The sequence below is a fragment of the Rathayibacter sp. VKM Ac-2856 genome, from assembly GCF_013205055.1.
In the GTDB taxonomy this organism is placed as follows: Bacteria; Actinomycetota; Actinomycetes; order Actinomycetales; family Microbacteriaceae; genus Rathayibacter.
In genome coordinates, this window is sequence record NZ_JABMLF010000007.1 from 23,243 (window position 1) to 35,569 (window position 12,327).

Sequence of the window (12,327 nt, forward strand, 5' to 3'; positions counted from 1 at the left end):
TCGCGGCCGGCGGTGCACTCGTGGTGATCCTGGGGCTATACATCGCGATTCGCGTCGGATCACAGGCGGACGGGGTCAACCCCGACATGAGCACCGACCCCTCGAACTTCGTCAGCGTCGTGGTCGACGTGTTCCGCGGCCGCCTCGTCTGGCCTGCGACTGCGACGTGGATTGCGGGCGGCATCGGCGCCGTTCTCGTCGTGCTGGTCGTGTTCTTCCTGCTGATCAAGTCCAGCGGCGGCAAGCACCGCACCCCGCTCGACTGGGCTGCCCGCCACATGGCGACGCCGAACGAGCTGCGTCAGATGCGCGGCAAGGAGGCCAAGCAGAAGTCGGCGCGTCTCGGTGTGCCCGACTCCTTCGGCGTCCCTGTGGGGGCGCTGCTGACGGACGGCCGTCCGCTCTACGCCTCGTTCGAGGACATGACGCTGCTGCTCGCCGGTCCCCGTGTGGGCAAGTCGACATCGTTCGTCATCCCGGCGATCGCCAATGCGCCGGGCGCGGTCGTCACGACGTCGAACAAGCCGGACGTGCTCTATGCGACGCGGGACCTACGTGCGCAGGCCGGCAACGTCTGGGTGTTCGATCCGCAGCGGGTCGCCGTCGAGCCGGCGTCCTGGTGGTGGAATCCGTTGTCCTACGTCACCGACGACACCAAGGCGGCCAAGCTCGCGCAGCACTTCGCGTCGGGGTCGAGCGAGCTCGGCGCACGAACCGATGCGCACTTCGAGCCCTCCGGCCGCGAACTGCTCGCGGGCTTCCTTCTGGCGGCGGCGATCGACGGCCGCCCGATCACCGACGTCTACGAGTGGACGACGACCCCGGGCGACGAGACGGCCGGCGACATCCTCGCAGCGAGTGAATGGACCCTGATGGCACGCAGCGTGCAGGGCTCCTCCCGCCTCGAGCACAGGGAGCGCGGATCGGTCTACTCGACAGCCCGCCGCATGGCGTCCTGCTTGAAGGACTCCGGCACCCGGCAGTGGGTGAACCGGCAGGGCGAGAACGACCCGCGCCCGGAGTTCGATCCGGCCGCGTTCGTGCGCTCGACCGGGACGCTCTACAGCCTGTCCAAGGAGGGCGCCGGCAGCGCCGGCCCTCTCGTCCTTGCCCTGACCGCCGCGACGGTCGAGGCGGCGGAGGAGCTGGCAGCGGTGTCGCCCGGCGGCCGGATGCAGACGCCGATGCTCGGCGTGCTCGATGAGGCCGCGAACGTCTGCCGCTGGCGGGACCTCCCCGACCTCTACAGCCACTACGGCTCCCGGGGCATCCCGATCATGTCGGTGTTCCAGTCCTGGTCGCAGGGCATCGGGGTATTCGGCAAGGAGGGCATGTTGAAGCTCTGGTCGGCCGCGAACGTGAAGCTCTACGCCGGCGGAATCTCCGAGCCGGAGTTCCTGGGCATGGTGTCCGATCTGATCGGCACCTACGACCGCGAGACGACCTCCGCGAGCATGAACAAGGGCGTGCGCTCGACCACCACCGCGTTGAAGCGAGAGAAGATCCTCGACGTCGCGGAGCTGGCGACGCTCCCGATCCCGCGGAAGGGACGCAAGACCGGTCGAGCGATCATGATGTCCTCCGGCTCCCGTGCAGCGATGCTGCGCACGGTGCCGTGGTTCGACGGCCCCAAGGAGTTCGTCGCGGGTATCAACGCATCGATCGCGCGGAACCAGCCCGGCGGCGCTGCACCGGCAGCACCAGCACCGGCGCCGGGCGCTGACCGGCCGCTCGCCCCGGTGGAGGGATCATGAGCGACATCTACGGCGGCGTGGACGACGACGACCTCACCCCGGGAGCCTACGAGGGCGCAGAGGAGGAGCCGACGACGTTCTTTGGGTCAGCGGATGAGTTCGTGCGCAAGCAGCTGATCGGCACCTACCGGCGCCGCGTCATCCGGGGTGGCTCCGGCAGCGGACTGCGCTGGAAAGCCGCCTGGTGGTCGAGCGCGGAGGCGCAGCAGCGCATCGAGGCCCTGTGGCGAGCGTGGGAGGCCGCCAGAGCCGACGAGAAAGCCGGGATGAGCACCTGGTGGATCAACCACTGCGATCCGCACATGACCGCTCTGCTCTCCCCAGACGGGCCGTTCGCGGACTCGCAGGACGAGAACCGGGTCGGGGAACCTCTGCCCTACGAGCGTCCCGTCGAGGGCCTGTTCGAGCCCGACCGTCAGCCGCCGCTCTACACCGAGCGGACGACCGAGGGAGAGCCTGCGGGCACCAACGCCTGAACGGCAAAGAAGAAGGGGAGCACCAGTCGGTGCTCCCCTTCTTCGCGCGTGGTGGCGGTTACCTGCTGAGGTCCCCACGGTCGGCGCCCTGGCCGCGGCCGCGGGTGCGCCGCGTCGACGGGACGGTGCTCGTGGCCGCCTTCGAGGTAACAGCGGAGCTGGCCGGGGTCGCGTGGGCGCTGTCAGCGCTCATCCGCGCTTCGATCAGGTGCGGCGGGACTCCCTTGGACTCCATCGCGTGAACGGTGGCCTGTCGACGCTCCGAGCTGTCGTAGGCCACCTCGCCCGCCTCGCGCGCCGCTGACGCACGAGGATCGGACGCCGGGGTCGTGGGGTCGCCTGAGGTGCCGTTGGCGCTCTGAGCGGCGTCCTGGCGCTCGGCGGGGGCGGTGTCGCGGTAGAGCTGCGCCTGCGCCCGGGCGTCGGCTGCGAGCTCGCGCAGCTCGTCCGGGCTCGCGTGCTCGGTGCCGCCGGCGGCGGCATCGCGGTCGTAGTCGTTGGCGCGCGCTTCCAGCTCGGCAGCCATGACGGCCTGGCCGTTGTCGACGTCGGCCGCGCCGGGAACCTCTCGAGCTGCTGCGTCGGATCGGGCGTCGTTGGCGCGGTCGAGCCGGTCCGCCTCAGCGATGAGCACCTGCGCCTCGGTCAGTTCGGTGCCGGCACGCGCGCGCTCGGGAGCAACAGCGTCCTTCCACTCCTCGACCAGTGCAGCACGAGCGGCTGCGACGGTCGCGGGGTCCGGCGTGGACACCTGGCCGGCGTCGTTCCAGTCGATCGACGTCTGGACGCGGTATCCCTGGAACCCGGCGGGGTCCGTGTCCCGCTTCCACTCCTCGGCCACCGACAGCTCGACAGTCGCGACGTCGCCGGCGAGAGCGGCGCGGTAGTCGGTGATGAGGGCGCGCTGCGCGCCGGTGTCCGGCTCCGTGCGGTCCCCGACCTGCATGGTGAGACGGTCCTCGTCGTGGCGGTGGTAGTGCTCCGGCGCAGACGTGGCCGCCCATTCCTTCGCCAGATCCAGCTCGGACTTTCCGCGGGTGGCGGCGTCGCGCAGGACGGCAGTGTCGACGCCGTAGCGCTCCATCACCTCGCGCTGCACGACGGCCGCGGCACGCTCCGCGATGGGGTCCTGGCCCTTCCACGCCTGAGCCGTCTCCGCGACGCGGGCGACGTCCTGGATGCTCGCGCGATCCCACCACTCCGGCCGGTCCACGACCTGCAACGTTGCTCGTGCGGCACCCCGCTCGGCGTCGAACCGCGCAGCGAGCTCGCGCGCCTGAGCTGCCGATCGAGCCTGCGCGTCGCGCGCCAACTCCTCCCGCAGGCGGGCGAACTTCTCGCCCATCTGCATCGCGATCGTCAGTGCTACTCGAACGTTCTGACCGACCTCCTGGCCGACCTCATCGTCACTCATGACTTCCTCCCCCTATGGCTGTCGTGCCTGGTTATCGGTCGAGTCCGCCGCGGTCGTGACCGGGCTTCTCGCGGGCGTCTCGGGCGCGCTTGGCGAGGAGCGCGTCGGCGCTCTCCTGCTCGCGCGGCGTGAGCTTGGTCGGCACCGGGCTCCCGGTCGGGAACGACGCGGCGACCGCCTCGCGCGACTGCCGCAGCTCGGGCGGCAGAGCGGCCCGCTGGGCCTCCCACGCCTCGGCCTTGTTCGCGGTGTCCTGCTTCGTGTAGCTGTCTCGCACTGCGGTCAACTGACCGCGGAGCGTCTGCGACAGCTCGCTCATCCGACGTGCGTCACCGGCGGCCTTGTGCGCCGAAGCGATCGCGTGAGTCATGCGGGCGAGCTGGTGCAGCAGCAGCAGCTCAGCGGCCGCGTTCTTCTTCTTGCCGGCGGCCGCCAGGATCAGCGCAGTGGTGTGCGCGCTCGAGGGCATCGCTGCGGGTCGCGGTCGCGTCTCGTGGGCGCGCAGGTGTGCCGACCGCGCGAGCGATCGCGCAGCGTCCGCGAGCGGTCCGGGGGTGGGTTCCATGCGCCTCGACCACGCGGCGTAGGCGCCGGCCGTCTCACGCGCCACGTGTGCCCACGTCGACCGGTCGGACGGGTCGACGGAGTTGATGTACTGGTGCAACCGGTCCATGTCGGCGGCGTACTTCGCGAACAGATCGGGCGAGGGCTCGGCAACCTCGCGGCCCGGGTTCACCGGCTGATAGCGCCACGGGTTCTTCGACGTCGCGCGCCATTCCTCGGCCGCTTCTGTCGCCTTCAACGGCTCGTCCGGCCACCCCTCGCGCAGTCGCGGGAGGGTCAGGTCGCGCGCGAGGGTCCCGCCGCCGTGCCAGCGCACGGGCTCATGCTTCTCGGGGCGCAGCGCCACGCTGTAGCCCTGCACGACGTCGTTGCGGCCCACCGCGAAACGCGGGCGCACCAGCAGCCCCTCTTGACGCATCCGACGCACGAACTCGCCCTCATCGACGCTGGACGATGCAGCAGCGCGGACGCTGCGCTCGAGGCGGCGCACGTCGGGCTCAACCGCGTTGCGTGTGCGGGCCGCCTCGCGGGCTCCGGGGACGATCCCGCGCTCTCCGAGCTCACGCCCCTCGGGGTGCAGCTGCGTCAGACCGTGATCGCGTTCCAGCTCACGGCTGACCTTCTGAGCGAGCCGCTTGTCGTAGGGGATGTGCGCCTTCGTCCCGTCCTCGCGCACGAGGGAGACGGCGATGTGGATGTGGTCGTTGCCGTTCTTCGACGCGCCATGACGAACCGCGACCCATCGCGCGTTCGCCTTCCCGATGTCGTCGCCGGCGAACCCCATGCGCTGCACGAAATCGGTGGCGATCGCTCCCCACTTCTCATCCGTCAGCGTGCCCTCTTCGGCACTGAGAGAGAGCGAGCAGTGCCACACGTGCACGTCCTGCTTCACGACGGCCTGCTTGCCCGTCGACGGATCCACGATCGGCTCTCCCGTCGCACGGTCGAACTGCTTCACGGACCGCATGACCTTCGTGCCGTACACCTCGGCCGGCTCGTCAAGATCGCGTGCGATCGCGAGAGCTGCGTCGCGGTCCAGCACCTCGTAGCCGTACAGCGCCATGATCGCGGAGTCGCCAGCGACCAGGTGCTGCTCGGTGTGCTCGTTCGAGCGACCGGGGCCAGCGAGATAGGTCATCAGCCCGCCCATCTGCGAGCCGTAGGTGACGTTAGGAATCACTTGCCGGCCACTGCACGGCACGCTGCGCTGATTTGCGGGACAAGTGCCGCGAACTGCGCTCGGAAGTCCTCGACCTGTGCGGGGAACTGCCCCTCGGTGTTCGCGAACCGCGCGAGCTGGTTGAGGTTACGAGCCATGCCGCCAAGGTCAGCGCGAACCTGCATCAGCTCGGCCACTGCGCTCTTCCACTCGGCGTCCGTGCGGACCTGCGCGTTCATCGCAGACTCGAACAAGAGTCGCGGAACCGTGATGTCGCCGGCCACAACTGCGCGAGCCTGCAACGCCGCATCTTCTTCGGCGGTGACGTACACGCGGTAGTACTTCTCGCGTGCCCCCTCGGGTGCGTTCTCGCGCCTTTTCCGAGCGAACAACCGTCGAGGAGTCGACTCCGACACTCGAACCACCCGCCCTTCCCTTGCCAGCGCAGCGAACCCGCCACCCGGCGGGGACCACACCTCTAGTGTGCACCCGGAGCCAACGCAGCGCCAGCCCGGCAAGCCATTTACCAGCGGTAAACGGACAGCTTGCTCCAAAAACCGCTCTGCCCGAGCGTAGCGATGGTGCAGCAAAGCGGCTCCACGAACGGGCACCCGTCGCGGGAAGGAACAGCCTCCGGATGGGCGACGCTGCGGCGCCTTCCGGATGCCCATTTGGGCATGTAGCCTGATCCCATGAGCGACAACACGAGGAACCCAGAGGACGCCGCCGACGCCGCACGCCGGCTGCTCGAAGCGAGTGTCGAGAAGAGAGTCGCAGCGGTGCGCACGATCGTCACCGCCGCGAACGACACTGACACTGCACGCGCGGCTCTCACTGACGCGCAAAGTCGGCACACGAGGGCGTGGGCCGATGCGCTCGCTACCGGGTGGTCCGAGAAGGAACTCCGCGCAGCCGGAGTACCGCGGCCCGACCAGTCCCGCGGCCGTGCACCTCGTTCGCGTCGCTCACCGGGGAGCGACAGCGCTCCCGGCGACTCGACGGAAAACAGCGCTACGGAATCGACTGACGACGCAGCCTGAGCGACCGGACGATCGCCTTCGTCGGTCCCGCAAGCCCCCACCGCGGTAGGACGGAACACGTAACGTCGACCGTGACGCAGCGACCCCCCTCGCTCGCGTCGGAGCCCCCCGCTCGAGCACAGCTCGCGGGGGCTTCTTCGTTCCCGGGCTGATCGCGCCGACTGCGGTCCGGCCGTCCATCCGACGCTTCACTCTTGCCTACGCTGATCACCCGTCAAGAGCGCTCCGCGTCCCTTCGGGATGCCCCTGCGGGGCACTCCTGACGGCTGCCCATCTCCGGCATCGCGCCGCTTATCGGATGGATGGCCTCGGTGCGTGCTCAGCCCCGTGATCGTAGCTCCGCGGTACGGATCGCAAGTTCCTCGCGAGCCTCGGCGGCGGCGCGCTTGCGTGCCGCCTCGCGCTCCCGAGCTGCCCGCTCGTACTCGTGCTGATCGCGCTTCATCTGAGCGATCACCCGATCCACTTCGTCCTGGTCGATGTTCGCCAGCCGTGCAGCCTCCGCGGCTCGCTCGGCGGCGCGTCGCTGCTGGTCAGCGGCCCGCTCCGCCGCAGCGTCACGACGAGCCTGGTCGAACCGCGAGTGCTCGGTGATGACCTGGCGGATCGCCCAGCCGTAGAACCCGAGAGCGTTGCGACTGGTGAACGTGTCCGGCACGCGGCGACCGTCCCGCGTCAGCCAGGCAGTGATAGCGAACATCAGCCCCTCGACGCTCCACTCGGAGACGTCGATCCCTGACCGCTCGAGCATCCCAACCACGTGACCGACGTGCACACCGCGAGCAAGCCAAGGGATGCGCTGAGCCAGCGCAGCGGCGAAGCGTTGAAGTTCAATGGGTCTCGGAACCGCCGGCCGACCGATCGAGCTGCGCCGTGTGTCACTTCCTCGTCCGGGCTGCCGCGAAGCGGCTTCCAAGCGCGGTCCACCGCGCGTTGGTGGGATCTTCTTAACTGGAGCTGTAGGAGGAACGTGGCGCCTACGGGGTAGGTGGACATTCTCCACAGATCGAGTGATCCGGCCGCCCTGCGAGACGCGGGACGGAACCGGAGCCGGCGCCGCGCACGCGGCGCGCAGGGCAGCCGCACGGGGCATCACGAGCGCCCGCGTGGAAGCCATGCGGAGCTGGCGGCCACCGTGCGCGAGCTGCGCGGCAACGCGCTCACCTTCGCACAGGTATCGGCCCTCGATGACGACTGCGGCGAGGCCCAACAGCAGCAGGATCTCTCGGGCGCGCTGCACGGTCCTCTTGCACATGCCCAGGCGATCCGCGACCGTCTGGTGCGCTGTCGTGACGCCGCGTCCCGTACCGACGTCGGCCGAGCGCATGTCCTCCTGAGCGACGAGCAGCAGCGTGTGCGGTGCGACCTTCACAGCCGCTCGCACGGCTTCGCCCTCGGGCGTTGCCAGGGCGTCCAACACGGCGTCGAACCACGCGCTACCGGACGTCCAGCACGGCAGCGGCGCGTAGGCGCCCGGTGCCGGCTCGGGGCTCCACGAGCCCGACCGCGATTTGTTCGGCCGCGACGCGGCCGCCTGTGACGTCTCGGATGCAAGCTCGACCGACCGCTCCCCTGAAAAAAGGGTGGGTCGGGAGTGCACGGAGACGAACTCCGCTGTTACGATGTGGTCATTCCTTCCGGGTACGTTCCGGCGGGTACACCAAAGGCCCGGCTGGTAACCGGTTCTTGGGTGGGACTGCTTCACACCTCTGAGTCGCCAAACTGTGCGAGGTGGGAAGCCAAGGCTTCTAGGCCCGTCGCGAGAGCGACGGGCCTAATGCGTTAACGGGTGTCGATGGGCAGCTCCTCATCGGAAAGAAGGGTCGGCTGCGACGGCCACCACGAGGGAACACCCTCGTCGGTCAGCTCGCTTTGCACGTGCTCGACCAGGCGCTCGAAGAACACCGCCGACGACACGTTGGCGTGCGACGCCATGTCGTTGAAGCGATCTCGCGCCTGCTTCTCGACGGTCCAGGCAACGTTGGTGGGTTCCACCATCGTTCCTCGGGGACGCCGCGTCGTAGCCATGTGATTAACGTAGAGCTGTGGCTGTGATTAGCGCGACGCGACACGCCGCTTTAGATGCCCATTTGGTCACTCGCGGCTGAGGGCTACTCCGCTGCGGGAAGCGGGAGCGTGACGTCCACAGCGCGGAACTCCGAGACGGTCGCCCGCTCGACTGCGCGGTAGACCGTCGAGCGCGTCACACCGAACTGCTCCGACAGCTCCGCGACGGTGTAGTTCCCGGAGCGGTACTCCGCGACCAGGTGCGCCTCGATCTTCGGGGAGAGCTTCGGCGCGCGGCCGCGCAGCCGGCCCTTCGCCTTGGCGACCCGCATGCCCTCCTTCGTGCGCGCGCGGATCAGGTCGCCCTCGAACTCCGCGATCATCGCCAGCACGTTGAACAGCAGCCGCCCGATCGGGTCGTTCGGGTCGTGCAGCGACCCGCCGATGTTCAGGCGCACTCCCCTGCGCGTGAGCTCGTCCACGATGTCGCGCGCATCGGTGATCGAACGGGCGAGGCGGTCGAGCTTCGTCACGAACAGAGTCGAGCCAGCGTCGCACGCGGCCAGGGCCTCGCGCAGCGCGGGCCGCTCGCGGTTGCTGCCGGTGAGGCCGGCGTCGACGTAGATCCGCTCCGCCGGCACACCGGCCGCGAGCAGCGCGTCACGCTGCGCCTGCGCGTCCTGCTTGTCCGTCGAGACGCGGGCGTATCCGATCAGCTCAGCCATTGGACCAGTATCCCGTTTGACGCCCCCCTACCGAACAAATCACCGGACGGGTCTAACGGGACACTCAGCTGTGGATGTTGCCGCTCAGTGGCGGCGTTCTGACGCCGCTTCGTGGCGCAGTTCGGCGTCAGCGGTCTTCGGTCAGGTGGCGGTAGATGGTGCCGCGAGAGACACCGAAGGTGTCTGCGATCTGCTGGACCGTGTAGGTCTTCTCGTCGTACATCGCGCGAGCCTGCTTCGCCTTCGTGGGCGTCATCTTGAAACGCCCGCCGCCCTTGCGTCCGCGAGCGCGAGCGGCGGCGAGGCCGTCGTGGGTGCGTTCCACGATGAGGTCGTGTTCGAACTCTGCGATCGCGGCGAGCATGTGGAAGAACAGTCGCCCGCCGGGAGTGGTCGTGTCGATGCCTTGCGAGAGCGCCTTCAAGCCCACCCCCCGCTGCTGCAGATCGTCGGCCACCTCTTTCAGGTTCCGCACCGACCGGCCGAGACGGTCGAGCTTGGTCACCACGAGGGAGTCGCCCTCACGCAGATAGTCGAGCGCTTTGCCGAACTCGGGTCGCTTCGCGAGCACCCCGGAGGCGTGCTCCACGAACACCTTCTCGCAGCCGGCGGCCGTCAGCGCGTCAGTCTGCGCATCCGGGTTCTGGTCCCTGGTCGAGACTCGGGCGTATCCGATCGATGCCATGGGCCGACTGTACTGTGGACGTGCCTCGCGGTACGTAGCTCTCGGACACGAGCCGTTGAACACGACTCGCCGGACGGTGGAGTGGTCCTGGGCGGTGTGCCACCGACGTTCGTTTACGGGAGCTCGTTGTGAGAGCCCGTGATGATCTGGCACACGCTGCTCGCGGTGCAGTCGGCGGGGTCGAGTGCACGGCTCGCGTCGAGGGCGTGCTCCAGCTCGGTTTCCAGGATCGCGAGTTCCCGCTGTCGGGCGCGGACGTCATCGAGCCTGCTGGTGAGCAGGGTGGTGACGTGCTCGCAGGGCGTCTCTCCGGCCTGTCGGAGGGCGAGGACGCTGCTGATGTCGGTGAGGGTCAGGCCGGCGGTCTGGGACGCTCGGATGAATCGCAACCGAGAAGCGGCGTCGTCGTCGTACTGCCGGTACCCGTTCGTCTCCCGCTCAGGGAAGGGCAGGAGTCCTTCGCGTTCGTAGAACCGGATCGTCTGTGCGCTCACTCCGGTGGTGCGGGCAAGTTCTCCGATTCGCATGACCTCATTCCACCACTTGACCTTGTAGTCGGGTGCAGGGTTTACGGTCGGGTCGTGGAAATCACCTTGCAGTACTTCGATGGATGCCCGAACTGGACGGTCGCCGCTGCGCGCCTCGCGGACCTCGCCCAGGACCGGCCCGATCTGACTGTGACGCCGTTGTTGGTGGAGTCGGTGGAGCAGGCGGAAGCGATCGGTTTCCACGGTTCGCCGAGCCTGGTGGTGGACGGCGCTGACCTGTTCCCCGACCCGAACGCGACGGTCGGGCTCGCCTGCCGCATCTACGTCACACCCGACGGGCTCGCGGGCGCGCCGACGATGGAGCAGCTGCGCTCCGCCCTCTCCGCCGCATGAGCGAGGGGAGTGCGACCGCGACGAACGCTGCCGGCGGGAAGGAGCATGCGATGAGCGAGGAGTTCGACCTGTTCGTCATCGGTGCCGGGATGGCCGGCACGACGGCTGCGAACAAGTGCGCCGCTCAGGGCTGGCGCGTGGGCATCGTGGACGCCCTTCCCTACGGAGGGACGTGCGCGTTGCGCGGCTGTGATCCGAAGAAGATCCTCCGGCGTGGAGCGGAAGTCATCGACGCCGCCCACCTGATGCGCGGCAAGGGCATCACCGAGGGCGCGGTGTCGATCGACTGGCCGGCGCTGATGGCCCACAAGCGAGGATTCACCGATGGGGTCCCTCAGGGAATGGAGGACGAGCTCGTCGGGAACGGGGTCGCGACATTCCACGGCAGCGCCCGGTTCGCCGGCCCGAACGAGATCGACGTCGACGGGACGCGACACCAGGCGAAGAGGTTCCTCATCGCCTCCGGCGCCCGCCCGCGGCCGCTGACGTTCTCGGGGCATGAGCACTTGATCGACAGCAGCGACTTCCTCGAGCTCGATCGGCTTCCGGAGCGGATCGTGTTCGTGGGCGGCGGGTTCATCTCGTTCGAGTTCGCGCACATCGCCGCCCGCGCCGGAACGAGCTGCGTGATCATCGATCACGGCGAGCACCCGTTGAAGGAATTCGACCCGGACCTCGTCGACCTGCTCGTGGAGCGCACCAGGAGCACGGGCATCTCCGTGCAGCTCGCAACCACCATCCGCAGCGTCACTGCCACCGCAGCGGGTCTCGACGTCGCGCTCGAGCGCGACGGTGAGACGTTCGTGATCGGCGCCGACCTCGTGGTGCACGGCGCCGGGCGAGTGGCGAACCTCGACGGCCTGAACCTAGACGCCGCGAACATCGCCTCCACCCCCCGCGGAATCACGGTCACCGGACACCTTCAAAGCACCACCAACCCCGCGGTCTACGCGGCCGGCGACTGCGCCGACACGCCAGGAAGACCCCTGACCCCGGTCGCCGTGTTCGAGGGCAAGGTCGCAGCCTCCAACATGCTCAAGGGCACCACCACGACCCCCGACTACACGGCCGTGCCCACCACCGTGTTCACCATCCCCGAACTCAACCGCGTCGGCGCGCTCGAACGCGACGCGAGAGCCAGCGGCGCGGACATCACCGTGCGACACCTCGACACCAGCGACTGGTACTCCAACTACCGCATCGGCGAGACGACCGCCGCGACGAAGATCATCATCGACAAGGCCACCGACACGATCCTCGGCGCACACCTCCTCGGCCCCGGCTACGCCGAACTGATCAACATCCTCAGTCTCGCCATCAAGCTCCGCCTCACCACCCGACAGCTCAAATCGATGACCGCCACCTACCCCTCCCTCGGCTCCGACCTCGGCTCCATGCTCTAGCTGCTCCCGTTCCGCACCAGACCCGAGCGGGGAGAACCCGCCGGGAGGATGATCGGACCATGCCCATCGATGCTTGCGAGACGCGACCCACTCGCGTCAGCGTTCGCCTACGTAAACCGCCTCTGCCGGAGGGCTGGGACCGCCGACACGATCAGCTCCCGTGACCGTTGACAGCCGAGTCGTCTGCTCCTGCTGCGGCAAGCTCCGCAACAGGCGTCA

12 protein-coding genes are annotated in these 12,327 nt (G+C 68.8%); 4 read left to right on the top strand and 8 right to left on the bottom strand.

Translation table 11 applies throughout. The features are described 5' to 3' along the window. The first annotated feature begins 86 nt into the window (after nucleotides 1-86). On the top strand, nucleotides 87-1,754 hold the full coding sequence (locus HQQ82_RS19170; protein WP_254071681.1) for a type IV secretory system conjugative DNA transfer family protein: 1,668 nt from the start codon (nucleotides 87-89) through the stop codon (nucleotides 1,752-1,754). Next, nucleotides 1,751-2,230: a DUF4913 domain-containing protein gene (locus HQQ82_RS19175; RefSeq protein ID WP_173235950.1), complete on the top strand. Its 480-nt coding sequence runs from the start codon at nucleotides 1,751-1,753 to the stop codon at nucleotides 2,228-2,230. The genes HQQ82_RS19170 and HQQ82_RS19175 overlap by 4 nt, the downstream gene beginning before the upstream one ends. 58 nt (nucleotides 2,231-2,288) lie before the next feature. Here the strand turns inward: HQQ82_RS19175 and HQQ82_RS19180 are convergent, their stop codons facing one another. The 8 genes from HQQ82_RS19180 to HQQ82_RS19215 all read right to left on the bottom strand — a co-directional run bounded on the left by HQQ82_RS19180 (nucleotide 2,289) and on the right by HQQ82_RS19215 (nucleotide 10,351). Then, complete coding sequence (locus HQQ82_RS19180) at nucleotides 2,289-3,644, bottom strand: hypothetical protein (RefSeq protein ID WP_146084500.1); 1,356 nt, start codon at nucleotides 3,642-3,644, stop codon at nucleotides 2,289-2,291. Nucleotides 3,645-3,675: 31 nt separating this feature from the next. Continuing rightward, complete coding sequence (locus tag HQQ82_RS19185) at nucleotides 3,676-5,388, bottom strand: relaxase/mobilization nuclease domain-containing protein (protein ID WP_173235952.1); 1,713 nt, start codon at nucleotides 5,386-5,388, stop codon at nucleotides 3,676-3,678. Beyond that, nucleotides 5,385-5,699, bottom strand: coding sequence for a plasmid mobilization relaxosome protein MobC (gene mobC, locus HQQ82_RS20715; RefSeq protein WP_173235953.1), 315 nt, complete (start codon nucleotides 5,697-5,699; stop codon nucleotides 5,385-5,387). The genes HQQ82_RS19185 and mobC overlap by 4 nt, the downstream gene beginning before the upstream one ends. 1,027 nt (nucleotides 5,700-6,726) lie before the next feature. Continuing rightward, entirely contained in the window at nucleotides 6,727-7,827 is a 1,101-nt protein-coding gene (locus tag HQQ82_RS19195) for a hypothetical protein (RefSeq protein WP_173235955.1), read from the bottom strand. 362 nt (nucleotides 7,828-8,189) lie between these two features. After that, the gene (locus tag HQQ82_RS19200; RefSeq protein ID WP_146082602.1) at nucleotides 8,190-8,402 is read right to left on the bottom strand and encodes a hypothetical protein; all 213 of its coding nucleotides are present in this window, start codon (nucleotides 8,400-8,402) and stop codon (nucleotides 8,190-8,192) included. 116 nt (nucleotides 8,403-8,518) lie between these two features. Then, entirely contained in the window at nucleotides 8,519-9,139 is a 621-nt protein-coding gene (locus HQQ82_RS19205; RefSeq protein ID WP_104305026.1) for a recombinase family protein, read from the bottom strand. A gap of 127 nt (nucleotides 9,140-9,266) precedes the next feature. Continuing rightward, nucleotides 9,267-9,824 (bottom strand): recombinase family protein, encoded by a 558-nt coding sequence (locus HQQ82_RS19210; RefSeq protein ID WP_104338094.1) that lies wholly within the window; start codon nucleotides 9,822-9,824, stop codon nucleotides 9,267-9,269. 113 nt (nucleotides 9,825-9,937) lie between these two features. Beyond that, nucleotides 9,938-10,351, bottom strand: a complete 414-nt coding sequence (locus tag HQQ82_RS19215; RefSeq protein WP_173235957.1) for a heavy metal-responsive transcriptional regulator — start codon at nucleotides 10,349-10,351, stop codon at nucleotides 9,938-9,940. Nucleotides 10,352-10,405: 54 nt separating this feature from the next. Between HQQ82_RS19215 and HQQ82_RS19220 the strand changes: the two genes are divergently transcribed. Both HQQ82_RS19220 and HQQ82_RS19225 read left to right on the top strand, forming a co-directional pair. Then, entirely contained in the window at nucleotides 10,406-10,705 is a 300-nt protein-coding gene (locus HQQ82_RS19220) for a thioredoxin family protein (RefSeq protein ID WP_173235959.1), read from the top strand. Nucleotides 10,706-10,755: 50 nt separating this feature from the next. Then, complete coding sequence (locus HQQ82_RS19225; RefSeq protein WP_104338096.1) at nucleotides 10,756-12,108, top strand: NAD(P)/FAD-dependent oxidoreductase; 1,353 nt, start codon at nucleotides 10,756-10,758, stop codon at nucleotides 12,106-12,108. Nucleotides 12,109-12,327: the final 219 nt, after the last annotated feature.